At 42.7% G+C, this 24,091-nt stretch carries 21 protein-coding genes; 20 read left to right on the forward strand and 1 reads right to left on the reverse strand.

Going from position 1 to position 24,091, the window contains the following annotated elements; all coding sequences use genetic code 11:
* Positions 1-100 precede the first annotated feature (100 nt).
* The 13 genes from AC0VYH_RS10285 (at position 101) to hfq (ending at position 15,841) form a co-directional block, all read left to right on the forward strand.
* Complete coding sequence (locus AC0VYH_RS10285; protein ID WP_475373725.1) at positions 101-1,852, forward strand: 2-oxoacid:acceptor oxidoreductase subunit alpha; 1,752 nt, start codon at positions 101-103, stop codon at positions 1,850-1,852.
* Positions 1,839-2,705, forward strand: a complete 867-nt coding sequence (locus AC0VYH_RS10290) for a 2-oxoacid:ferredoxin oxidoreductase subunit beta (RefSeq protein ID WP_194221462.1) — start codon at positions 1,839-1,841, stop codon at positions 2,703-2,705. The genes AC0VYH_RS10285 and AC0VYH_RS10290 overlap by 14 nt, the downstream gene beginning before the upstream one ends.
* Before the next feature lie 197 nt (positions 2,706-2,902).
* Positions 2,903-3,943: an L-threonine 3-dehydrogenase gene (tdh, locus tag AC0VYH_RS10295; RefSeq protein ID WP_475373726.1), complete on the forward strand. Its 1,041-nt coding sequence runs from the start codon at positions 2,903-2,905 to the stop codon at positions 3,941-3,943.
* A 42-nt stretch (positions 3,944-3,985) separates the two neighbouring features.
* Complete coding sequence (locus AC0VYH_RS10300) at positions 3,986-5,161, forward strand: glycine C-acetyltransferase (RefSeq protein ID WP_475373727.1); 1,176 nt, start codon at positions 3,986-3,988, stop codon at positions 5,159-5,161.
* A gap of 302 nt (positions 5,162-5,463) precedes the next feature.
* A complete protein-coding gene (miaB, locus tag AC0VYH_RS10305) occupies positions 5,464-6,996 on the forward strand; it encodes a tRNA (N6-isopentenyl adenosine(37)-C2)-methylthiotransferase MiaB (RefSeq protein WP_475373728.1) in 1,533 nt (510 codons plus the stop codon).
* Positions 6,996-7,412: a YlbF/YmcA family competence regulator gene (locus AC0VYH_RS10310; RefSeq protein WP_404682209.1), complete on the forward strand. Its 417-nt coding sequence runs from the start codon at positions 6,996-6,998 to the stop codon at positions 7,410-7,412. Before miaB ends, AC0VYH_RS10310 begins: the two co-directional genes overlap by 1 nt.
* Positions 7,413-7,658: 246 nt before the next feature.
* Positions 7,659-8,177: a DUF6886 family protein gene (locus AC0VYH_RS10315; protein WP_475373729.1), complete on the forward strand. Its 519-nt coding sequence runs from the start codon at positions 7,659-7,661 to the stop codon at positions 8,175-8,177.
* A gap of 18 nt (positions 8,178-8,195) precedes the next feature.
* Entirely contained in the window at positions 8,196-8,945 is a 750-nt protein-coding gene (locus tag AC0VYH_RS10320; protein WP_475373730.1) for a phosphotransferase family protein, read from the forward strand.
* 251 nt (positions 8,946-9,196) lie between these two features.
* Positions 9,197-9,748: an outer spore coat protein CotE gene (locus AC0VYH_RS10325; protein ID WP_194221469.1), complete on the forward strand. Its 552-nt coding sequence runs from the start codon at positions 9,197-9,199 to the stop codon at positions 9,746-9,748.
* Between the two features lie 337 nt (positions 9,749-10,085).
* Positions 10,086-12,683, forward strand: a complete 2,598-nt coding sequence (gene mutS, locus AC0VYH_RS10330; protein ID WP_475373731.1) for a DNA mismatch repair protein MutS — start codon at positions 10,086-10,088, stop codon at positions 12,681-12,683.
* A 16-nt stretch (positions 12,684-12,699) separates the two neighbouring features.
* Positions 12,700-14,583 carry a DNA mismatch repair endonuclease MutL gene (gene mutL, locus AC0VYH_RS10335; protein ID WP_430242574.1) on the forward strand — a complete coding sequence of 628 codons (1,884 nt, stop codon included), beginning with the start codon at positions 12,700-12,702 and terminating at the stop codon, positions 14,581-14,583.
* Between the two features lie 42 nt (positions 14,584-14,625).
* A complete protein-coding gene (gene miaA, locus AC0VYH_RS10340) occupies positions 14,626-15,561 on the forward strand; it encodes a tRNA (adenosine(37)-N6)-dimethylallyltransferase MiaA (RefSeq protein WP_475367297.1) in 936 nt (311 codons plus the stop codon).
* Between the two features lie 46 nt (positions 15,562-15,607).
* On the forward strand, positions 15,608-15,841 hold the full coding sequence (gene hfq / locus AC0VYH_RS10345) for an RNA chaperone Hfq (protein WP_048309744.1): 234 nt from the start codon (positions 15,608-15,610) through the stop codon (positions 15,839-15,841).
* 87 nt (positions 15,842-15,928) lie between these two features.
* Here the strand turns inward: hfq and AC0VYH_RS10350 are convergent, their stop codons facing one another.
* Positions 15,929-16,909: a tyrosine-type recombinase/integrase gene (locus tag AC0VYH_RS10350; RefSeq protein ID WP_226612891.1), complete on the reverse strand. Its 981-nt coding sequence runs from the start codon at positions 16,907-16,909 to the stop codon at positions 15,929-15,931.
* A 128-nt stretch (positions 16,910-17,037) separates the two neighbouring features.
* Here AC0VYH_RS10350 and AC0VYH_RS10355 point away from each other — a divergent pair, with 128 nt between their 5' ends.
* The 7 genes from AC0VYH_RS10355 to AC0VYH_RS10385 all read left to right on the forward strand — a co-directional run bounded on the left by AC0VYH_RS10355 (position 17,038) and on the right by AC0VYH_RS10385 (position 23,908).
* The gene (locus AC0VYH_RS10355; RefSeq protein ID WP_475367298.1) at positions 17,038-17,223 is read left to right on the forward strand and encodes a cold-shock protein; all 186 of its coding nucleotides are present in this window, start codon (positions 17,038-17,040) and stop codon (positions 17,221-17,223) included.
* 15 nt (positions 17,224-17,238) lie between these two features.
* Entirely contained in the window at positions 17,239-17,595 is a 357-nt protein-coding gene (locus AC0VYH_RS10360) for a hypothetical protein (protein WP_226612892.1), read from the forward strand.
* A 90-nt stretch (positions 17,596-17,685) separates the two neighbouring features.
* Entirely contained in the window at positions 17,686-18,612 is a 927-nt protein-coding gene (gene spoVK / locus AC0VYH_RS10365) for a stage V sporulation protein K (protein WP_226613144.1), read from the forward strand.
* A gap of 55 nt (positions 18,613-18,667) precedes the next feature.
* Positions 18,668-19,930, forward strand: a complete 1,263-nt coding sequence (hflX, locus tag AC0VYH_RS10370; RefSeq protein ID WP_242057377.1) for a GTPase HflX — start codon at positions 18,668-18,670, stop codon at positions 19,928-19,930.
* A gap of 12 nt (positions 19,931-19,942) precedes the next feature.
* The gene (locus tag AC0VYH_RS10375; protein WP_475367299.1) at positions 19,943-21,211 is read left to right on the forward strand and encodes a methionine gamma-lyase family protein; all 1,269 of its coding nucleotides are present in this window, start codon (positions 19,943-19,945) and stop codon (positions 21,209-21,211) included.
* 280 nt (positions 21,212-21,491) lie between these two features.
* Positions 21,492-22,829, forward strand: a complete 1,338-nt coding sequence (glnA, locus tag AC0VYH_RS10380) for a type I glutamate--ammonia ligase (RefSeq protein ID WP_194221477.1) — start codon at positions 21,492-21,494, stop codon at positions 22,827-22,829.
* 308 nt (positions 22,830-23,137) lie between these two features.
* Positions 23,138-23,908 carry a sulfotransferase domain-containing protein gene (locus tag AC0VYH_RS10385; RefSeq protein ID WP_475373732.1) on the forward strand — a complete coding sequence of 257 codons (771 nt, stop codon included), beginning with the start codon at positions 23,138-23,140 and terminating at the stop codon, positions 23,906-23,908.
* Positions 23,909-24,091: the final 183 nt, after the last annotated feature.

Here is a 24,091-nt window from a genome sequence, read left to right on the forward strand (position 1 = left end):
TAGTAATTGTGAGCTTCGTGAGCAGGGAATTATCATCCTATTTCGAACTAGTAATATAAGCAAGCGGTTTCAGGTACTAGATTAGAAAGGGTGGGACGTTATGATCGAACAACTTTCGTGGAAAGTTGGAGGACAGCAGGGTGAAGGAATAGATAGTACAGGAGAAATATTTGCGATCGCATTAAATCGACTTGGCTACTACTTGTATGGTTACCGGCATTTCTCGTCCCGTATCAAAGGGGGGCATACGAATAATAAGATCCGTGTTAGTACGAAAGAAGTTCGAGCGGTCTCAGATGACCTTGACATGCTTATTGCGTTTGATCAGGAAACAATTGATGTGAATGCTCATGAGCTTCATAGTAAAGGAATTATTATCGGTGATGCCAAATTCAAGCCAGTGAAGCCTGAGAAATGTCAGGCGACGCTCGTGATCATTCCCTTTACTGAAATCGCAACTGAACTAGGGACATCACTGATGAAGAATATGGTGGCAATTGGCGCAACAAGCGCGGCGTTAGGAATTGATACTGCGACGTATCAAGCTGTCGTGGAAGAGATATTTGGCCGTAAAGGCGAAAAAGTTGTGAACAATAACATGGAGGCGATTCAGCGTGGCGCTGATGCTTACAATGAATCCGCGGGTAATCGTGTTCAAACGCTTTCGTTAAAAAAAGCGGATGGAAAGCATCGTATGTTCATGATTGGAAATGATGCGATCGCGCTTGGTGCCCTGGCGGGAGGGGCAAGGTTAATGGCTGCATACCCAATTACGCCAGCATCAGAAATCATGGAATACTTAATTAAGAAGCTGCCAGAGTTTGGTGGGACGGTCGTGCAGACGGAAGATGAAATTGCGGCTGCAACGATGGCCATTGGCTCAAATTACGCAGGCGTTCGAACGTTAACCGCATCCGCAGGGCCAGGTTTATCCCTTATGATGGAGGCTATAGGCTTATCTGGTATTACTGAAACGCCTCTTGTGATCGTTGATACGCAGCGTGGGGGACCGAGTACGGGACTTCCTACTAAACAAGAACAGTCTGATTTACTGGCGATGATTTACGGCACACATGGAGAGATTCCTAAGATAGTGATTGCACCAAGTACCGTGGAAGAAGCATTTTATGATGCGATTGAAGCATTCAATCTTGCTGAGGAATATCAGTGTCCGGTCATTCTACTATCTGATCTTCAATTATCATTAGGAAAACAAAGTGTTGAACCGCTCGATTACAATAAAATCAAGATTCGTCGAGGGAAGTTAAATGATGACGCAATCGCTGAGCGAGAAGATAAATCATATTTTAAACGCTTTGAAGTTACTGATGATGGGATATCGAATCGCGTGATTCCTGGAACGAAAAATGGTATTTTTCATGTCACAGGAGTAGAACATGATGAGACAGGAAAGCCATCTGAGGTTCCGCAGAATCGAAAAGATCAGATGGAGAAGAGGCTTCGTAAAATCAGCAATTTATCATTTCCACAGCCTATTTTTAAAGTGGAGCAGCATGAAGAGCCAGATGTGCTTCTGATTGGTTTTAATTCGACGAGAGGAAGTATTGAAGAAGTAATGCCAAGACTTGAAGCAGAAGGATTAAAAGTAAACCACGCGCAAATCCGACTTGTCCATCCTTTCCCTGCAGATGAGCTTAGGCCAATGTTACAGGCTGCAAAGAAAGTGATTGTCATTGAACACAATGCGACTGGTCAGCTTGCAAGTCTCGTAAAAATGAATGTAGGTTATGGGGAGAAAATTGAAAGTCTATTGAAATACGATGGAAATCCATTTCTACCTGGAGACATCCACCAACAATGCAAGGAGATGTTAGCGAATGGCCACATTTAAAGATTTTCGGAATCAGGTAAAACCTAACTGGTGTCCTGGCTGTGGAGATTTCTCGGTTCAAGCGGCCATTCAGCGCGCGGCAGCAAATGTAGGTCTTGAACCAGATGACCTTGCTGTGATTTCCGGTATTGGTTGCTCTGGTCGTATAAGTGGGTATATTAACGCGTATGGCTTTCATGGGATACATGGCAGGTCGCTTCCTATTGCACAGGGCGTGAAGATGGCAAACCGAGAATTAACGGTTATTGCATCAGGCGGAGATGGGGACGGCTTCGCAATCGGTATGGGGCATACGATTCATGCGATGCGACGAAATATTGATATTACCTATATCGTGATGGACAATCAAATTTATGGTCTAACGAAAGGACAGACCTCTCCAACGAGTGCAGAAGGCTTTAAAACAAAAAGTACGCCTACAGGTTCCATTGAGTCGTCTTTATCGATTATGGAACTTGCGCTCTCAAGCGGCTGTGGCTTTGTGGCCCAAAGCTTTTCAACAGATTTAAAGGACCTTGTAGCGATCATAGAGCAAGGAATTCAACATAAAGGCTTCTCTTTAATTAATGTGTTTAGCCCGTGCGTTACGTTTAACAAAGTAAATACGTATGACTGGTTTAAACAGAACCTCATTAGCTTGAATGATATCGAAGGATATGATCCGAAAAATCGAATGATGGCGATGCAAACATTAATGGAACACGACGGATTGGTAAAAGGTCTTATATATCACAACCCTAATCGTCCTTCTTATCAAGAGTCCGTAAGAGGATATAGTGCAGATGCCTTATCGAAGCAGGAGCTATCGCTTCCAGAGGAGAAGTTCTCGGAATTAATGGCTGAATTTATGTAATACTAACATGAACCCTTCTGTGTAGAAGGGTTTTTTTTATGGGGATTTTGTCGTTATCCCATTCCATAAATAAAACTATAACTGTCCGCGTGTGGAGGACAGTTTACCTTTACGTGATAAATAATAAATGATAGTATAGTTGTGATAACAGTGATAACAGTGATTAGAGAATGTTTTGAAAAAGTGAGGTGTACGCTGTGGAAGGAAAAATGAAGGCGGTTGTAAAGCATGAACGTGCAAAGGGTGCTCAGCTACAAACCGTTGATATTCCACAAATTAATGATAATGAAGTATTAATTCAAGTAAAAGCAACATCGATTTGCGGAACAGATGTACATATTTATACGTGGGATGAATGGTCTCAGAGCCGCGTAAACCCTCCATATGTTTTCGGTCATGAATTTGCTGGAGTGGTTGTAGAAAAAGGAAAGAACGTAACTAACCTTGAGGTTGGAGATCATGTTTCAGCTGAAACTCATATTGTCTGCAATCAATGTCCACAATGTTTAACAGGGAAGTTTCATATTTGCGAAAATACGAAAATCATTGGTGTTGATACGGACGGCTGTTTTGCGGAATATGTGGCTCTTCCATCACAAAATATATGGAAAAATCCTGAGTCTCTTTCATTCGATGTCGCTTCTGTTCAAGAGCCAATGGGGAACGCAGTACATACTGTACTCGCTGGAGATGTAGCAGGAAAGACCGTAGCGATCATTGGCTGTGGGCCAATCGGTATAATGGCTGTAGGTGTAGCGAAAGCAGCAGGAGCATCACAGGTCATTGCACTTGATTTAAATGACTATCGCCTTGATCTTGCGAAAGAAATGGGTGCAACAACCGTCATTAATTCACGAAATGAAGATCCTCTTCAAGTTGTGAAGGAGCTAACAAATGGCCATGGCGTTGACGTTGTATGCGAGATGTCAGGACATCCGATTGCAATGAACCAGGGCTTCAAAATGGTGACAAACGGTGGCCGCGTTTCTATTCTAAGTTTACCGGTGCGACCAGTTGAAATTGATGTGACAAATGACATTGTTTTCAAAGGGATTACCGTTCAAGGAATTACTGGAAGAAAAATGTTTGAAACATGGCGCCAGGTTTCTGGATTATTGCAGTCAGGTCAGGTAGATGTGGAGCCAATGATTACGCATCACTTCCCGCTTGAAGACTTTGAAAAAGGCTTCGAATTAATGATCGAGGGTAAATGTGGTAAGGTAGTATTACATCCATAAGGCTCAAATTGAGCCATTACATAATAATGAGGAGGCCGATCAATGAAAGGTTTTGAATATCTCCAAGAAGAGCTTGATCAAATGCAAGAGGAAGGCGTGTTTCGTAATTTAATTCCGCTTGAATCCGCTCAAGGGTCACGCGTTACGATTAAAGGAAAAAACGTCATTCAGCTGTCATCAAACAACTATCTCGGACTGACGGACCATCCGAAAATGAAACAAGCAGCGATTGAAGCAGTTGAAAAATACGGTGCAGGAACAGGTTCTGTTCGAACGATTGCAGGAACGCTTTCAATGCACGAACAGTTTGAAGAAAAGCTTGCTGAGTTCAAGCACACAGAAGCGGCGCTCGTTCTTCAATCAGGATTTGCAACGAATCAAGCAGTCCTTTCAGCGATCCTATCGAAAGAAGACGTCGTGATTTCTGATGAACTAAACCACGCTTCGATCATTGACGGCATTCGCTTAACAAAAGCGGGGCGTCGTATTTACAAGCATACGGACATGCAAGATCTTGAGAACGCACTGAAAGAAACACAAGATTATCGTACACGTCTTGTTGTAACGGATGGTGTTTTCTCAATGGACGGAAACATTGCACCGCTAACTGAAATTGTCGAGCTTTGTGAAAAGTATGATGCGCTTGTGATGGTTGATGACGCGCACGCGAGTGGTGTACTTGGGGAGAACGGTCGCGGTACGGTGGACCACTTCGGCTTAAACGGACGCGTTCACATCCAAGTTGGTACGCTTAGTAAAGCAATTGGCGTTCTAGGTGGTTACATTGCAAGTACAAAAACACTTCGCGATTACCTGATCCATAAAGGTCGTCCATTCTTGTTTAGTACTTCTCATCCTCCAGCTGTAACAGCGGCTTGCTCAGCGGCAATCGATGTTCTTGTGGAAGAGCCAGAATTAATCGAGAAGCTTTGGGATAACACGAAGTTCTTTAAAGCTGGCTTGAAAGAGCTTGGTTTTGACACAGGCATTAGTGAGACACCAGTAACACCTGTCATCATTGGTGACGAAGCGCTCACACATAAATTCTCTGATAAACTATTTGAGAACGGCGTCTTTGCGCAGGGCATCGCGTTCCCTACCGTTGCTAAAGGAAAAGGCCGCGTTCGTACGATCGTAACGGCTCAACATTCAAAAGAAGATCTTCAAGAAGCACTAGATGCATTTGAAAAGTCTGGAAAAGAGCTTGGAATTTTATAAATGAAAGACGGAGGGGGAGCGATCCCTCTCTTTTTTTAGGATAATTTTGTACCCACATCTGCTTTATTTCATCTATCCTGGGCTTTCTCATTTCCAGGTTTTATTGATTAAATACTCTGAACCCCTTATAATAAAGGAATGTCCATTAGTTACACATTTCTTAATTGACAATAAAGGATAACGTATAAAACGAAGCTTTTATAGAAGTGATTTCTATTAGCGAGGTTTTTTCTAAGTTTAGGAGCATTATGCTCTTTTTCATAGCAGGGTCATCCTTTTTAATTAGAAAGGAGTCGAACGACATGAACGAACAACAGCGTCTGGATTCGCAAATCAATGTAAAGAAAACAGAGAAAACAACGGAAGATTTCGCGAAATATTTCCAGACAACGTACCAGGCACCTAACTTAAAAGATGCCAAGCGCAGAGGGAAAGAAAATGTAAACGTTCATTACGATTTTGAAATTCCAGAGAATATTAAAAAACTTGGGAAAGATAAAAAGTTTTTGATTCGTACGTACGGATGTCAAATGAATGAACACGATACAGAAGTAATGGCAGGAATTTTTGAAGAAATGGGTTTTGAAGCTACAACGGAAGTCAAAGAGGCGGATGTTGTTCTCCTAAATACGTGTGCGATTCGTGAAAACGCTGAGAACAAAGTATTTGGTGAGCTCGGTCATCTAAAACCGTTGAAAATGGAAAATCCCGATTTAATCATTGGCGTATGCGGGTGTATGTCACAGGAAGAATCTGTCGTAAACCGTATTATGCAAAAGCATCAATTTGTTGATTTAATCTTTGGGACACATAACATTCACCGTCTTCCAGAACTGATGGAGCAAGCTGTCTTCGGTAAAGAAATGGTCATGGAAGTATGGTCTAAAGAAGGCGACATTATTGAGAACCTTCCTAGAACGAGAAAAGGTGAAATCAAAGCATGGGTTAATATCATGTACGGCTGTGATAAATTCTGTACATATTGCATTGTTCCTTATACACGAGGGAAAGAAAGAAGCCGACGCCCTGAAGATATTATTCAAGAAGTACGCCATTTAGCTGCTAAAGGCTATAAAGAAGTGACGCTTCTCGGACAGAATGTAAACGCCTACGGGAAAGATTTAGAAGACATCGAGTATGGACTTGGTGATCTTATGAACGAGATTCATAAGATTGATATTCCTAGAGTTCGCTTCACGACGAGCCATCCACGTGACTTTGATGATCGTCTTGTGGAAGTGCTCGGTCAGGGCGGTAACTTAGTTGATCATATTCACCTTCCTGTGCAAAGTGGAAGCAATGAAGTTCTGAAATTAATGAACCGTCGCTACACACGTGAAACGTATTTAGAACTAGTTAGTAAGATTAAAAAGGTTATGCCTAACGCAACCTTTACAACAGATATCATCGTAGGGTTCCCTAATGAAACGGATGAGCAATTCGAAGAAACGATGGAGCTTGTGAAGGAAGTAGAGTATGACAGTGCGTATACGTTCATTTACTCCCAGCGTGATGGTACACCAGCTGCTAAAATGAAAGATAACGTCCCAATGGAAGTGAAGAAAGAACGCCTTCAGCGGTTGAATGCCCTTGTGAATGAAATGGCTGCCAAAAACAACGCTGTTTTTGAAGGACAGATCGTAGAAGTGCTTGTTGAAGGGGAAAGTAAGAAAAATGCAGACGTTCTTTCTGGTTATACAAGCAAGAACAAAGTTGTGAACTTTAGAGGTCCTAAATCGTTAGTTGGTCAAATTGTTCAGGTGAAAATCACAAAAGCAAAAACGTGGTCACTTGATGGGGAATACATCGAAAAAACGGCTGAGGTGAATGCATAATGATATCAAGAATGGAAGTAATTTCAAAAGCGAAAGATCTTGCGAAGCTCGTATCTGAAACAGAAGAAGTTGATTTCTTCAAACGTGCAGAAGAAAAGATTAACGAAAACAAAAAGGTTCAAAGTCTGATTGCTCGTATTAAACTAGAGCAAAAAGAAGCGGTTAATCTTCAGCACTACAGCAAGCATGAAGCATTGAAGGAGAAGGATGAGCGTATTGATAAACTCATGCAGCAGCTTGATGAAATTCCTGTCGTACAGGAATTCAAGCGCTCGCAGTCGGATGTGAATGACCTGCTTCAACTTGTGGCAAACACGATTTCTAACACGGTAACAGATGAAATTATCGAATCAACTGGTGGAAACGTACTTGAAGGAACTACTGGCTCAAGTCAGCAGGGACCTGGTTGTAAGTAATAGCTTCCATATCTTCATCATTTAACTTGAATACGAAAGCCTTCCAATGGTTTATTGGAAGGCTTTTTTTGATTGGATGCAAACTGTTTTTTGAAATAGTCACTTATTATATTGGATAATTATGTTAAAGTGAACAAAGAGACTACATAAGCTATTTCTTCAAACGGAAGAGTTTCTATGTATTTTAATAGCGAAAGGTTAATGGCGTTATAGCCTGAATAGCGTAATCCTGGAGGAGGCAATGGTGTGCGTATTTTTCATGTAAGTGAAGAAGACGATATTCAAGAATTTCACCCAAGGATTCCTACGCGTAAAGATCTTGACCAATCAATAGGACTTGTTTGGGGCGTTAACGAAATTTGTTTACCTAACTTTTTAACACCTCGAAATTGTCCGCGCGTTTGCTTTCACGTCGGGCGAAATACTTCAGATGCAGATAAGCAAACATATCTATCTTCGAGTTGTCAGCATGTGATCGTCCTTGAAAATAGCTGGTTTGAAACGATGACTCGAACTAAACTCTATTTGTATGAGTTTAATGCGATGCATTTTAAGCTCCAAGACGAGAATGCTGGCTATTATGTAAGCGAAACCACCCAAGTTCCAATGGATAAGATTGAAATAGATCACCCCATTCAGGAGCTATTCCGTCGTCAGGTAGAAGTAAGGTTTGTTGATCAGCTGTGGGATATCTATGATGAGATCCAACATACAACGCTTCAGTGGTCCATGTGCCGAATGAGGTTTGCTCGTTCAAGAAATTAAAAAGAGAGGAGTAGTCAGATGGAGCTTGGTCATCCAATCGCTGCTGGAAATACAGCGAAAGTTTACATCGTTCAAGATAAAATTGTGAAAGTGTTTCGTGAAGACCTTCCAGAAGGAATCTCTTTCTATGAAGCTGAGAAGCAACGTTACGCTTTATCAAAAGGACTTCCGGTACCGAAAGTCATTGAGGTAACGAAAATAGATGGTAGACAGGCGATCATGATGGAAAAAATCAGCGGTCGCACGTTAGGTGAGCTACTTTTAGAAAATAGAAATCTAGCACAGCACTATATGGAGATGTCCATTGACATTCAACAAAGGATTCATCAAATTAGCGCCGACTCGTTTGAACCGATGACCGAAAAGCTAACACGCCAAATAGGTGCAGCGGAGCGATTAAGTCAATCTCAAAAAACAGCGTTACTCCTCAAATTGAGTGAAATGCCAGTTAAGAAGCAGCTTTGTCACGGTGATTTTCATCTATTTAATCTGATTATGGACGATCAAGTAACGATTATTGATTGGGTCGATGCTAGCGCTGGGGATAGCCGAGCAGATGTTTACAGAACGTATCTATTGTATACGCAATTTTCAAGCGCATTAGCGGAACTGTATTTACAGCTCTATTGCATAAAAAGTGGCTTATCAAAAGATGAAATCATGGATTGGGCTCCGATTATTGCGGGGGCACGGTTATCAGAAGGAGTATTATCAGAAGACAGCGATCGTCTATTAGAGATTGTAGATAAGTTAAGCCTGAGAGGATAAAACGCCTCTCAGGCTTAACTTATTTCTATATATAATTTTCACATACCATACTTTTTTAAGAAAAATACGAAAAGGTTGTAAAGCATTGGACATTCGAGACATAGACTGATAGTGGAACAGCCTTTATATATAAGAAAACATTTATTTTATGGTGTTGGTCATGTTATTTCATGTTGAAGTAAAAAAAGAGGAACACTGGTCGTTTGTCTTGCATAGGATGAGAATGAAGATTGGAAGAGGAGGTATGATCGATGTCAGAGGAATATAATTACAGAGAGATATTCGCCAAAGCTGTTTGCGGAAAAGGGCGTAAATTCACACAGGATACAAACACAGTAACACCAAACCATAAGCCTTCTAGTATTTTGGGTTGCTGGATTATTAACAATCAATTCACTGCGAAGAAGCGTGGTGACGTTGTACAGGTGGAAGGCTCTTATGACATTAATATCTGGTACTCTTACAGCCATAATACGAAAACAGAAGTCGTAACAGAAACAGTCAAATATCATGAAGAAATTCCTCTTCGCTACAAAGACAAAGACTGTGTTGCTGAAGAAGTGGTTGCAAAAGCGATACAGGAGCCTAACTGTCTCGAAGCTACTATTGCACCGAGCGGTCATAAGGTCATTGTTCAAGTGGAAAGAGAGTTTCTTGTAGAAGTGATTGGCGAAACGAAAATTTGCGTATACGTTAATCCGGATGGCTGCGGAGACGATGATGACGATTGGGATTATGATGTAGACGATGAAGAGTTTGAAGATTTGGATCCGAACTTTTTAATTGGTGATCTAGAGGAATAGTGCGTCCAGGGAGAAGCAATCCTTCTTCCTGGTTTTTATTTTGTCATTAAGAGCTTGTAGAGTCTAACCGCCAATTTGTCGTTTCACCCCTTCGATTGAGACATAAAACGTCTCATTCTCAGGGATTCCAACATCCTACGGATTTAAACAGGCACACTCCGCTTTTCTTGTCTAGCTGCGTGTGCCAAATCCTTCGGTCGTTTCACCCCTTCGATTGAGACATAAAACGTCTCATTCTCAGGGGTTCCAACGTCCTACGGATTTAAACAGGCACACTCCGCTTTTCTGATATGCTATACTGTTATTTGAATAGATTTAAGATTGGTGGAGAAGAAACATGGCTCGATATACCCCGATGATGGAACAATATTTACGGATTAAGGCAGAGTACCAGGATGCCTTTTTATTTTTTCGTTTAGGCGACTTTTATGAGATGTTTTTCGAGGATGCGATGCGCGCTTCGAAGGAATTGGAGATTACATTAACGAGCAGAGATGGTGGGGGAGAAGACCGCATTCCGATGTGTGGTGTGCCTTATCATGCTGCTGAAAACTATATATCACAGCTAGTGACAAAAGGTTATAAGATTGCGATTTGTGAACAAACAGAAGATCCGAAACAGGCGAAAGGCGTCGTTCGAAGAGAAGTCGTTCAGCTTATTACGCCAGGTACGGTGATGTCGGACCATTTAATTAAAGAAAAGGAAAATAACTACATTGTGGCTATCTCCGCATTTGATGATGAGACTTATGCGCTTGCGGCGAATGATTTAACGACAGGTGAATCGATGGCAACAATTTTAGCTGGCGATCATCATGAAGTAATCGGTGAGCTTTCGAATCTGGCCCCGCGCGAAGTCATTCTTGCGAGTGATAGTGAGGCACTTTCTACAGCGATTCAAGAGCGAATGACCGTTACCGTATCGATTGAAGATGATGTGACGATTCCAGAATCGCTGCAGAAGTTAAGTGACCATATCGATCAGCCGAAGCTTCTTCAGGTGTTTGGACGACTTCTTCAGTATTTGATTCGTACACAAAAGCGGTCAATGGATCATCTTCAGCCGCTTCGCCACTATCACGTTTCACAATATATGAAACTTGATGTGAATTCCAAACGAAACCTCGAGCTAGTGGAGACGATCCGGGATAAAAAGCGGACAGGCTCTCTCGTCTGGTTCCTTGATAGTTCGGTAACAGCAATGGGCGGACGATTACTAAAGCAGTGGGTTGAGCGCCCGCTCTTACAGCAGCGAGAAATCGAGAAGCGTCAGGAGCTTGTCGAGACGTTAATGAAGCAGTTCTTTGAACGTGAGACGATTCGTGAACAGCTTCAGGGCGTCTATGACCTTGAGCGACTTGCAGGGAAAGTGGCGTTTGGAAACCTAAACGCTCGTGATCTGGTACAGTTGCGAAAATCGCTAGAGAAGATTCCAGAAATCAAGCAGGCAGTGGGATCACTTGATAACCCATATGCGAATGAGCTTGCGGGGGAAATCCTCCCATGTGATGATCTCGTTCAGCTTCTACAGGCAGCTATTGAAGATAACCCGCCTCTTTCTGTGAAAGAAGGGCAAATGATTCGAGACGGCTATCATGCGGATCTCGATAAATACCGCGATGCGAGTCGGAACGGCAAAGACTGGATTGCGGCCCTCCAAATGCAAGAGCGAGAGCGTACGGGGATTAAATCTCTTAAAATTGGCTACAACAAAGTATTTGGTTATTATATCGAAGTAACAAGATCAAACCTTCCGAACCTTCCAGAAGGTCGTTATGAGCGGAAACAGACGCTTTCTAATGCAGAGCGTTTTATTACCCCTGAACTAAAAGAGAAGGAAACGCTCATTTTGGAAGCGGAAGAAAAGATTGTTGATCTCGAATATAGCTTGTTTGCGAACTTACGTGAAGAAGTGAAGACTTACATTCCTGAGCTTCAGCAGCTTGCGAGAAAAATTAGTGAGCTCGACGTGCTTCAATCGTTCGCGGTTGTAAGTGAAGAAAATCGCTTCACTAAGCCAGTCTTCTCCAAAGAACGTAAAGTGGCTGTTGAAGGCGGACGTCATCCAGTCGTTGAGAAAATGTTAAAAGGCCGAGAGTATGTGGCAAACGACGTGATGATGGATCGCGATCGTGAAATCCTCTTAATTACAGGTCCTAACATGAGTGGTAAAAGTACGTACATGCGCCAGCTCGCCCTGATTTCGATCCTTGGGCAGATCGGATGTTTTGTACCAGCGGAATCCGCTGTGCTCCCTGTGTTTGATCAAATCTTTACGCGAATCGGTGCGGCAGATGACCTTGCAGCTGGGCAAAGTACGTTTATGGTGGAAATGCTTGAAGCGAATTACGCCATTACGCGTGCTACGCAAGATAGCTTGATATTACTTGATGAGATTGGTCGCGGAACGTCAACGTATGACGGCATGGCGCTTGCGCAGTCAATTATTGAATATGTGCATAGTGAAGTAAGAGCAAAGACACTCTTCTCAACGCACTATCATGAGCTAACAACGCTTGAGGAAGACCTTGATCGCGTGAAAAATGTTCACGTTAAAGCGGTTGAAGAGAAGGGCAGAGTTGTTTTCCTTCATCGCGTTCATGATGGATCTGCTGATAAAAGTTACGGTATTCACGTGGCGCAGCTTGCCAATTTACCTGATGCGCTCATTCAGCGTGCAGAAGCGATATTAGCTGAGTTTGAGGCAGAGCCTGGCGCTCCAACTACACCTGTAGAGAAAAAAGAAACGGTCGAAGTCAAAGAAGATGATGCGCAGCTTGCTTTCTTTGATCAAGCAGAGGAAAAGAAGAAGCCAGCACGATCGTCTGGTGAGAAAGCGATTCTAGATCGCTTGAAGTCAGTGGATATTATGGAAATGACGCCGATGGACGCGATCAATACACTATATGAATTAAAGAAGCAGTTAAAGTCGTAGAGAAAGGGTGAGGAAGATGGGAAAGATCGTACAGCTTGATGATCAGCTTTCAAACAAAATAGCTGCCGGTGAAGTGGTGGAAAGACCGGCCTCTGTTGTGAAGGAACTAGTGGAGAATGCCATTGATGCAGAAAGCAGTGAAATCACAATTGAAATTGAAGAGGGCGGTCTTTCCAAAATTCGCATCGTAGATAACGGAAATGGAATGGATGAGGAAGATTGCAAGCTCGCTTTCTTCCGTCATGCGACGAGTAAAATCAAAAATGAACGAGACTTGTTTCACATTGAAACGCTCGGCTTCCGCGGGGAAGCTCTTCCGAGTATCGCAGCGGTTTCTCACTTAGAATTAAAAACCTCAACAGGAGAAGCGGCTGGAACGTACGTCAAAATTGAAGCGGGCAAAGTAGCGGAATTTAAAGCAACGGATAGTCGAAAAGGAACGGAAATGACCATCACGGGCTTATTCTACAATACACCAGCTCGCTTAAAACACATGAAAACCGTTCATACGGAGCTTGCGAATGTGGCTGACGTGATTAACCGTCAGGCAATGGCTCATCCGGATATTGCGTTTCGCTTCTTTCATAATGGAAAAAAACTTCTGTCCACGACAGGAAACGGTGATCTGCTTCAAGTAATCGCAGCGATATATGGCTATAACACAGCGCGTAAAATGCTTCCACTACAGGCAGAAACAATTGATTTTTCTGTCAGTGGCTATGCAGCGAAGCCAGAGTTAACACGTGCTTCCCGTCAGTATATTTCTCTCATCATTAACGGGCGTTACATTAAAAATTTTCCGATATCAAAAGGGATTCAGCAGGGCTACCATACCCTTCTTCCTATCGGTCGTTACCCTATTGTCGTTCTTCATATTAAAATGAATCCAACGCTCATTGATGTAAACGTCCATCCATCCAAATTGGAAGCGCGCATTAGTAAGGAACAGGATCTCGCACTCGCGATTGAAAATGCGATTAAAGGCATCTTCAAGAAGATTGAACTCATCCCGGAGCAAGCTCCACCGAAGCAAAAGGAGCCTGAGACTGAGCAGCCAGCATTTCATTTTCAACATGAGGTTCGGAATAAAGAGCCTGAGGACGTGCCGATTAGACGTGAATGGACTCCTGATAGAAAAGTGGAGCATTCGGATGAACAGACCGAATCGTTTCCTCAACCTTTTAGCGTGAAGGAAGAGATCCAAACAGAGCAATATGAGCCGAGACCAAGTGACGCTTCAACACATTCTAGAGAACGGGAAACGCGGGACGAGCTAGAGATGGCGATGGACTACGTGAAGGAAACGAACAGTGATTCACGCATTCCTCCGCTTTATCCGATTGGTCAAATGCACGGAACGTATATCCTTGCACAGAATGAGAATGGGCTGTATATTATCGATCAGCATGCAGCACAGGAGCGAATAAAGTATGAATTTTATCGTGAGAAAGTCGGCGAGATTGATCCGGTTGTACAGGAGCTTCTCGTTCCGATTACACTAGAATACAACACATCCGAGTCGGCGATTATTGATAGTCGAATTGATGACCTTGCGAAGGTTGGCGTTTTCTTAGAATCATTTGGACCGAATAGCTATATGGTCAGCGCTCATCCCGTTTGGTTCCCCAAAGGAGCTGAACAAAATACGATTGAAGAATTGATTCAGGAGGTCGTTGATAATCGTCGGATCGACGTTAAGAAGCTGCGTGAGGAAGCGGCGATTATGATGTCGTGTAAGAAATCCATTAAAGCGAACCGTCATTTACGTGATGATGAAGTGTTCACGCTTCTTGAAACGCTGAGGCAGTCGATTGATCCATACACGTGTCCACACGGTCGTCCGATTATCATTCATTACTCCACGTATGAGATGGAGAAAATGTTTAAGAGAGTGATGTAACGAGCACAATGAGAAAAGAATGCAGGAAAGTGCGTGAGAATCATGAATAAAGAAAAACTAGTGACCGTTCTCGGTCCGACAGCCGTAGGGAAAACAAAGACGAGCATTGAGCTTGCGAAAGCGCTCGACGGTGAAATCATTAGCGGCGACTCGATGCAAATATACCGCGGTATGGATATCGGAACGGCGAAAGTAACAGAAGATGAAATGGAGGGCATCCCTCATTATCTCATTGATATCAAGCAGCCTACAGAAAGCTTTTCGGCAGCGGAATTTCAGAAGCTTGCAACGGAGCTTGTGACGGATATTAATCGTCGGGGGAAGGTGCCGATTATCGCTGGTGGTACAGGTCTTTATGTGAAATCCGTTACTCACCAGTATGCTTTTTCCGAAGCTAAAGAAGATCCTGAGTATCGCGAACAGCTAGAACAGATGGCTGATAAAGAAGGACCTATCACATTCCATGCGCGCTTAAAAGACGTTGATCCTGTTAGCTATGAAACGATTCACCCAAACAATGTGAGAAGAGTGGTACGAGCATTAGAAGTCTATCACGTGACGGGTGAACCAGTCTCTGCTTCTAAAGATGCATTACCTGAACAGTCTCCTTACAATCTTGTGAATGTGGGTCTTATGATGGATCGGGATGTCCTATATGAACGCATTAATCAACGTGTCGATCTGATGGTAGAAGCAGGACTGCTTGAAGAAGCGCAACGTCTCTATGATGAAGGTGTGCGGAACTGTCAATCTGTGCAGGCGATTGGTTACAAAGAAATTTATCGTTATTTGGAAGATCGCGTTTCGTTAGAAGATGCGATCATGGAGTTAAAACAGAATTCAAGAAGGTATGCGAAGCGTCAATTAACGTGGTTTCGTCACCAAATGGCGATGGACTGGTACGATATGACAGAACTTCGCGAAGAAAAAATTCAAGAAATCTTGAAAGTTGTTGCAGGAAAGTTAGCAGATAGCTAGAAATGTAGTTAGGGAATGCCTTTAGAGAAAAAGAGGAGGACTGACAATGAAGCAGCAAATTAACATCCAGGATCAATTTCTAAACCAATTAAGAAAAGACAACGTTTTTGTAACGGTGTACCTGCTTAACGGATTCCAGCTGAAAGGGACGATCAAAGGATTTGATAATTTTACGATTATCCTTGAGTCCGATGGCAAGCAACAGTTGATTTACAAACATGCGATTTCTACTTTCGCTCCACAGCGATCAGTTGAAATAAATTTTGAATCTGACAAGTAAACACAAAGGCCCTCGTTCTGATTGATGCAGGATGGGGGACTTTTTCATATTTAAAGGCTCTGTTAATTGAGCTAACAGAGCCTTTCATTAAGAGGAGATTTGCTTTTTCTCGATATAATCGAAGTACCGCTTCAGTGTCAAATCTGCCTTTAACCCAAACTGCATGCGAAGCTGATCAACTGAAAGATCGTTTTCAATGGCTTTAATGACGCACGTTCGTCGCATATGCTGTGCGGATACGCCCTTACGAAGTCCGGCTCTCTGTACTTCAAGGCGAATCATTTTCTGAACGGCGATTTCCGTTAACCGTTTAGGACGATCGACTTCATAACTCCAGCGGTACGTTTGTCGCTGAAAGTCAAATGAGACGAAGAGTGGATCATCGCTATGTAGCCTCGGTCTCACAGGCGCTGGAATCGTGTGATAGTAATCGAATAAAATTTTCTTATGCTCCGGAGTAAGGTTGACGGTTCTTTTTCCTGAAGCGGAAGTGACAAAGAGCTCATTTTGCTCAAAAGAGATGTCTTTCATCGATAGCGCACATAGCTCTTGAAGCGTGAGACCATAGTTTAGAAAAAGGCGTGCAATGATTAAGTTGCGGTCGATCAGGAATTCACGTGCTCTAAGCTGATTGTCTGTTAAATCAGTGAGAGATACAATCGTATCAAGGAGCTTTTGTGATTCTTCCTCCTGAAGAAAGTCGGTCTCGATATAGCCTGCGTCACCATTCGTTGGCAGGACGACTTCTTTCATAGGATTGGTCTTAGTTCGATTTAATGACATATAATAGCGATATACTTGATTCAATACAGTCATGATTCTTTTTAACGTTCGTTCGGAATAGTGGCGTTCCAGATGCAGGTAGCGAATGTATTCCTGTAGCTGTTCCGTCGTCAAATTGCGAAAGTTTTCGAAATCTACCTTGCGATGAATGGTGCGATACCAGACGGTGAAATCGACAAGGTCATAGCGATAGCGCTTTAGCGTAGACGCCTTGCGTCCTTTCCGTTCGAGTGACTGAAGATACTCTTCCAAGAAGTCTGGAAGTGGCTGATTGAAAAGCTCCATTCGATAATCACCTCTCATTTTGTTCCATTATAACAAAATCTTTGAACATTCTGTTTTACAAAGGGTTACATGTTTTTGGGATTATTGGAAATACTATTGATAACCAAATCGAAAAGGAGCGGTTAGACATGGCCTTTTTTTCAAAACAGCAGCAAGAGCCTATTCCAGAAGTAGATACAGACGTCTGGTCTTGTTCGGGTGGGGATTGTGCTGGCTGGATGCGAGCTGATTACTCGTTCTCTGATACACCAGCATGTCCGTTATGTGGCGCTGAAATGATGAGTGAAATTCGAAACCTCCCAGAAATCAAATGACAATGGAGGCAGCACATGAATAAAATTGTCGAGAAAATCATGGATAAAGCAGAGCAGATTGTTAGTGTGACGAAAGCGGCAGGAAAAGGAAAACACGTTGCTTCCATGCAGCGCTTTTATGAAGTCTTTACTGATCTTCCGGAAGTGCAGAAGAAGGAGATCACTTATTTACGAAGTCGTTTTGTTTTATATACGCTAAGTGAAGGCGATATATTCATGAAGATGCTCGAACGCTCAGATCGCCACGTGCTTGAAATCGATGTCGTGGAGAACGGTGAAGTCCTTACACACTATAGATCCTATGACGCGAAGAAGGGCGAACCGAAAATTAATATACCTGAATCCTTTGTTGAACGGATCGGGATTAGTTAAACACTCGAAAAGAGTGTTTTTCTTTTGGGCGTTTGTCACGGATTTGGGCTCAGTGCGTATACTATCGTGTGAGATTAAAGCGAGGTGAGCATCGTGCAGCAATCTGTAACGCAGCGTAAAGGTCAAATAAATATCGTCCTCCGTCAATCGGAAGTTCTTCAGGAGACGGCGGATGCCGCGCTTAGTGAAGCAACGAAAAAGCATATGCCGCTTGAACGGATTCAACAGGAGATGGAACAGTTAATCGGGTTAAAGGAAATGAAGTATTTATTAAAAGAAGTCTACGCGTGGCTCTATGTAAACAAGTGTAGAGAGGAAAACGGGTTAAAACAAAATACGCAGGCCCTTCACATGATGTTCAAAGGAAACCCGGGGACTGGGAAAACAACGGTGGCCCGCCTGTTAGGAACGCTTTTCCTTGAGATGAACGTTCTTTCAAAGGGGCACCTGATCGAAGTAGAGCGAGCGGATCTTGTCGGAGAATATATTGGCCATACCGCACAAAAAACGAGAGAGCTTGTCAAAAAAGCAAAAGGTGGCATTCTTTTTATTGATGAAGCGTATTCGCTTGCCCGTGGGGGCGAAAAGGACTTTGGTAAAGAAGCGATTGATACGCTTGTGAAGGCGATGGAAGATCATCATAAAGATTTTATCCTCATTCTTGCTGGCTATTCAGATGAAATGGAGCACTTCCTTTCGCTAAACCCAGGGCTTCCGTCTCGTTTTCCACTTGTGATTGATTTTCCGGATTATTCAAATGAACAGCTTCTTGAGATCGCAAAGAAGATGGCGGCAGAAAGGCAGTATCGGTTCTCAAGAGAGACAGAGTGGAAATTAAAGCAGAGCTTTATAAAAAAGCGTGAGCGGGAAACAAATGCGTTTAGCAACGGTCGGTTTGTTCGAAATATCATTGAAAAAGCGATTCGAAAACAGGCGGTTCGTTTGCTACAAGCAGACGTCATTGATCGATCGGCACTTGAGCTTCTTTTACCAGAAGACATCCCTATAGAAGATTAAATGCGCATCTGGTATGATGAGAACAGACTGATTGATAAAGGCAGGGAACGTACATTTGAATAAAGAAAGAATTGAAGCAGCTGAACCAGCGATTCTAATCGGGATTCAGCTTCAAAACCAAACAGATGAACAGTTTGCATATACGATGGATGAACTGGCGGCATTAACTAAAACCGCAGGCGGTGTCGTGGAAGGCACGCTCTCACAAAAGCGGGAGCGCATTCATTCGGCGACCTTTATAGGGAAAGGGAAAGTCGAGGAGCTAGCTTCCCTAATTGAAGAAAAAGAAGCAACAATCGTTATTTTCAATAGTGAGCTCTCACCAAGTCAGCTTCGGAATTTATCAGAAGCGTTGGATGCACGTGTGATTGATCGAACACAGCTCATCTTAGATATTTTCGCACAGCGAGCGAGATCACGAGAAGGTATGCTTCAGGTTGAGCTCGCTCAGCTTCAATACATGCTGCCGCGCCTTGCAGGACAGGGAACGTCCTTATCAAGGCTTGGAGGCGGTATCGGGACAAGAGGTCCAGGTGAAACGAAGCTTGAGACAGATCGTCGTTACATCCGGAACCGCATCACGGATCTGAAGCGTCAGCTCGACAATACAGTTAAACACCGTGATCAGTACCGTGCGCGACGAAAGCGCAATGAAACGCTACAAGTGGCGCTAGTTGGATATACGAACGCAGGGAAATCGACCATTTTCAATCGCCTAACAAATGCCGATTCATATGAAGAGGACAAGCTTTTCGCAACGCTTGATCCGATGACGAGGCAATTGAAGCTTCCGAATGGTTACAACGTCCTTCTAACAGACACGGTAGGATTTATTCAGGATCTTCCGACAACGCTTGTTGCTTCGTTTAAATCAACGCTTGAAGAAGCAACAGAAGCGGATTTGATTCTTCACGTCATTGATGCCTCGCATCCTGACAGGGAGCGTCATGAAGAAATCGTGTTAAAGCTATTAAAGGATCTGAAAGCATCTCACATTCCAGTGCTCACTGTATTTAATAAAATTGATCGCGCGGATCCGTCTGTTCAAAGCAGCGTCAATGAGCAAATTCTCATCTCAGCTCTGAAGCAAGCTGATTTGAAGCGATTGAACGACCGTTTGCAGAGCGAAGTCTTAAAGCAAATGGAATACTTCTCGATTTCGATTAACGCCGATCAAGGTGACAAACTAGCTTACTTGCAGCGAAACACCGTTTTAATCGAACGAGAGTGGGATGAAGAGAAGGATCATTACAGATGTAAGGGATATGCCCCAGCCCATTTATACGAACGTATCATTAACGAGTGGAACAACGATTAGGAGTAGAAGACTATGTTTATGAATTTTACACATCAAGAAGAACTAAAATCGCTATCGCAGAAAGCGGAAGAGAAAATCCAGCCAGCATTAAAAGAAATCGATGAGCGCGTTGAAGCGAACCAATACCGCGTTCTCGAGGCCTTTCACAAAAATCGTATTAGCGACTTTCATTTTACTCCATCTACAGGCTACGGCTATGACGATGATGGTAGAGATACGCTTGAAAAGCTTTATGCCGATGTTTTCGGAGGAGAAGCGGGGCTCGTTCGCCCGCAAATCGTCTCTGGTACGCATGCGATTTCAACTGCCTTATTTGGCATACTGCGACCAAACGATGAGCTTCTCTATATAACAGGTGCACCGTACGATACGTTAGAAGAAATCGTTGGCACACGTGGAGAAGGTAATGGTTCATTGAAAGACTTTCACATTGGCTATCAAGCGATTCCATTATTGGATGAAGCAGTGGATTTTGAAGCTGTTCGAAATGCGATCACAGCCCAAACAAAAATGATTGGCATTCAGCGCTCGAAAGGCTATGCGAACCGACCATCGTTTACGATCTCTGAAATCGAAGAGATGATTGATTTTGTAAAATCAATCAAGGAAGACGTCATCGTTTTCGTTGATAACTGCTACGGCGAGTTCGTGGAAGAGCAGGAGCCTTGTCACATTGGGGCAGATCTCATTGCAGGATCATTAATTAAAAACCCTGGCGCAGGTATCGTCAAAACCGGTGGTTACCTTGTAGGGAGAGAAGACTTGATTGAGCTGTGCGGCTATCGCTTAACGTCCCCTGGGATCGGGAGAGAAGTTGGCGCTTCGCTTTATTCTCTTCAAGAAATGTACCAGGGGATTTTCCTTGCTCCGCACACGGTTGGACAAGCGGTAAAAGGGGCTGTGTATAGCTCAGCCCTACTTGAAGAAGCTGGATTTAATACAACGCCACACTGGAACAGCAAACGAACGGACCTCATTCAATCGGTTCAGTTTGATGATAGAGAGCGAATGATCGCATTCTGTCAGGCGATTCAGGCGGCTTCTCCGGTGAATGCGCACGTTCGTCCGGAACCCGCTTATATGCCAGGATATGAGGATGACGTGATTATGGCAGCGGGTACGTTTATTCAAGGGGCTAGTCTTGAATTGTCAGCTGACGGACCACTCAGAGCTCCGTACGTTGCGTACGTTCAAGGTGGGCTCACCTTTGAACATGTGAAAATTAGCGTGCTTCGTGCCGTAGATGATTTATTGAATAAAGGTTTGATTACTGTCTCATAGGGTATTTAGGTAGGGATTTATTCCCTGCCTTTTTTTGTTCTAAAAAGCATGTGAGATTACCTCACGCACTTTAACACGATAACGTGAATGTTCGTGTATGATGAGTGTAAGTGAAGAAGGGAGTGGCAATTTCGAATGTTAATGCGATTCTGAATTTTTGGATTGCTTCGAAATGTACTCATTTGACGAGTCGAGCATAATGAAAGCACACATAAACTCGTACAGGTATTCTAGCGGATTCACTAAAATCTTTTTATTTCTTAAGGAGGATTCATTTTACATGTCGAACAAATTTACAGCAGACGATATTAAGAAAATGGCGCAGGACGAGAACGTTAAGTTCATTCGCTTGCAGTTTACTGACCTACTAGGAATTATTAAGAACGTTGAAATTCCGGTTGATCAGCTTGAGAAAGCTCTTGATAATAAAATGATGTTTGACGGTTCTTCAATCGAAGGCTTTGTACGTATTGAAGAGTCTGATATGTATCTTTACCCGGATCTAGATTCATGGGTAGTCTTCCCATGGTCATCTGAAAAAGGAAGAGTAGCTCGTCTTATTTGTGACATCTACAGCCCGGATGGTACGCCATTCGAAGGGGATCCTCGTTCAGTTCTAAAACGCGTTCTAAAAGAAATGGAAGAGCTTGGTTTCTCTGACTTCAACATTGGACCAGAGCCAGAATTCTTCCTATTCAAAATGGACGAAAACGGTGAACCAACGCTTGAACTAAACGACAAAGGCGGATACTTCGACCTTGCGCCAACAGACCTTGGTGAAAACTGCCGTCGTGATATCGTTCTTGAGCTTGAAGACATGGGCTTTGAAATTGAAGCATCTCACCATGAAGTAGCTCCTGGACAGCACGAAATTGATTTTAAATACGCAGATGCACTAACAACGTGTGACAACATCCAGACGTTCAAGCTAGCGGTTAAAACGATCGCTCGTCAGCACGGCCTTCACGCAACGTTCATGCCGAAGCCACTATTCGGTGTTAACGGATCGGGTATGCATGCCAACATGTCCCTCTTTAAAGACGGAGTAAATGCATTCTACGAGCCGAAAGATGAGCTTGGCCTAAGCGAAACAGCACGTCAATTTATCGCTGGAACTATGAAGCACGCTGAAGCGTTCACAGCAATCACGAACCCGACGATCAACTCTTACAAGCGTCTAGTTCCTGGATACGAAGCTCCTTGCTACGTAGCATGGTCTCTTCGTAACCGTAGCCCGCTTATCCGTGTTCCTGCTTCCCGCGGAATCAGCACACGTATCGAAGTACGTAGCGTAGATCCATCTGCGAACCCGTACCTTGCAATGGCAGCACTACTTGCAGCTGGACTTGACGGCATCAAGAACAAAATGACGCCACCAGCTCCAACAGAGCGCAACATCTACGTGATGGATAAGCAAGAACGCGTTGAAGAAGGCATCACAGACCTTCCAGCAACACTACACGATGCGCTTGAACTTCTTAAGAAAGACGAAGTGATGATGAAAGCACTAGGCGAGCACGCAGCCGAGCACTTCATCGAAGCAAAAGAGATCGAATGGGATATGTTCCGTACGCAAGTACACCCTTGGGAACGCGAACAGTATATGACGACTTACTAAAAGATAGAGTGAGAGAACCCCCTTAACACGGTTGTGTTGAGGGGGTTTTTGGTGTGTATATTCATGGAGAAGGTTTCTACTTATGTTGGTAATGAAATGTACAAATTAGGAATGGGTAGGCTTCTAAACAAGCAAACAATGCAATTCGAAATAAAGTATATAATGACTCAAAATAGAGGGATTTAGTTAATAATTGAGCTGATTGTAAATGAAAGCAAATAATGATGTGTGGGATGTAACCAAAATCCTTCTAACACTTTAATGGGAAATATAATGTAAGTTTTGAATTGAAAAGGAGAGAAGAGGAATTGAAGAAAGATTTGCAACCTTTTATATTGAATACCGTTCCTAAAAGCGGCACCCATTTATTGAAACAATTATTACTTGGAATGAATCCCAATGTGATAACAAATAACCCTAAGCATGTTTTATACGGTGCCCCCAATTTTAACAAAAGTGAAGATATTGATCGATTAAATCATATGAATGACAATCAATTCATCCATGGGCATTTTTACTTTTTGCCCTCTTGGAAAGAAATATTTGATAGAAATGATCTTAAGCAAATTTTTTTAGTTAGGGATTTGAGAGACGTGGTCGTATCGTATGGTTATTTTATTGATAAATTACCAAACCATGCCCTTTATCAATACTTCCAAGAAAATGAAATATCCATGAAAGATCGTTGCCTTACATTAATTGAGGGAATCAATGATACCGATCGAAATTTAGTTTATCCTTCTATAGACACTTGGTTTAGAAGTTTTCAACCATGGATGGAGCAGGAAAATGTGCTCACTGTAAAATATGAAGATCTTCATATATCAAATTCAGCATGCGTTGAAACCTTGGAAAAAATCATTACTTTTCTTTGGGGGGATGGAGTGACTCCAATAAATAAAGAAACGATGATAAAACAAATGATCAATAATATAAACACTAAAACTTCTCCTACTTTTAGAAAAGGGCAATCAGGGGGATGGTTGACAGAGTTTAATGGACCATGTAAAAAAGCATTTAAAGAGAGAGCTGGACAGCTTCTCATCGATTTAGGATATGAAAAAAATTTTGATTGGTAGAAAGTAAGGAATGATTCATTCGCTTCTTAAGAAATCTATCGGTTTTAAATATGTTTAAGGATTAGATATAAATGGAAGCGACGTACCTTTTTGAATTGATTAGGGTATGCCGCTTTTTATTTTCAATGTATTATTTCAGATAGTTTTACGAGATTAAATCATTGGACGATCCTACTATTGACG

The organism is Anaerobacillus sp. QJM3NY_32 (assembly GCF_056173645.1).

What these genes read in the sequence shown, in the direction of transcription:
- AC0VYH_RS10375 (WP_475367299.1), top strand. Translation starts at nt 19,943, where the DNA reads ATGTTTATGAATTTTACACATCAAGAAGAACTAAAATCGCTATCGCAG.
- AC0VYH_RS10355 (WP_475367298.1), top strand. Translation starts at nt 17,038, where the DNA reads ATGGCCTTTTTTTCAAAACAGCAGCAAGAGCCTATTCCAGAAGTAGAT.
- glnA (WP_194221477.1), top strand. Translation starts at nt 21,492, where the DNA reads ATGTCGAACAAATTTACAGCAGACGATATTAAGAAAATGGCGCAGGAC.
- mutL (WP_430242574.1), top strand. Translation starts at nt 12,700, where the DNA reads ATGGGAAAGATCGTACAGCTTGATGATCAGCTTTCAAACAAAATAGCT.
- AC0VYH_RS10290 (WP_194221462.1), top strand. Translation starts at nt 1,839, where the DNA reads ATGGCCACATTTAAAGATTTTCGGAATCAGGTAAAACCTAACTGGTGT.
- AC0VYH_RS10350 (WP_226612891.1), bottom strand. Translation starts at nt 16,909, where the DNA reads ATGGAGCTTTTCAATCAGCCACTTCCAGACTTCTTGGAAGAGTATCTT.
- AC0VYH_RS10300 (WP_475373727.1), top strand. Translation starts at nt 3,986, where the DNA reads ATGAAAGGTTTTGAATATCTCCAAGAAGAGCTTGATCAAATGCAAGAG.
- miaB (WP_475373728.1), top strand. Translation starts at nt 5,464, where the DNA reads ATGAACGAACAACAGCGTCTGGATTCGCAAATCAATGTAAAGAAAACA.
- AC0VYH_RS10285 (WP_475373725.1), top strand. Translation starts at nt 101, where the DNA reads ATGATCGAACAACTTTCGTGGAAAGTTGGAGGACAGCAGGGTGAAGGA.
- AC0VYH_RS10360 (WP_226612892.1), top strand. Translation starts at nt 17,239, where the DNA reads ATGAATAAAATTGTCGAGAAAATCATGGATAAAGCAGAGCAGATTGTT.
- AC0VYH_RS10320 (WP_475373730.1), top strand. Translation starts at nt 8,196, where the DNA reads ATGGAGCTTGGTCATCCAATCGCTGCTGGAAATACAGCGAAAGTTTAC.
- mutS (WP_475373731.1), top strand. Translation starts at nt 10,086, where the DNA reads ATGGCTCGATATACCCCGATGATGGAACAATATTTACGGATTAAGGCA.
- hfq (WP_048309744.1), top strand. Translation starts at nt 15,608, where the DNA reads ATGAAGCAGCAAATTAACATCCAGGATCAATTTCTAAACCAATTAAGA.
- miaA (WP_475367297.1), top strand. Translation starts at nt 14,626, where the DNA reads ATGAATAAAGAAAAACTAGTGACCGTTCTCGGTCCGACAGCCGTAGGG.
- AC0VYH_RS10325 (WP_194221469.1), top strand. Translation starts at nt 9,197, where the DNA reads ATGTCAGAGGAATATAATTACAGAGAGATATTCGCCAAAGCTGTTTGC.
- AC0VYH_RS10310 (WP_404682209.1), top strand. Translation starts at nt 6,996, where the DNA reads ATGATATCAAGAATGGAAGTAATTTCAAAAGCGAAAGATCTTGCGAAG.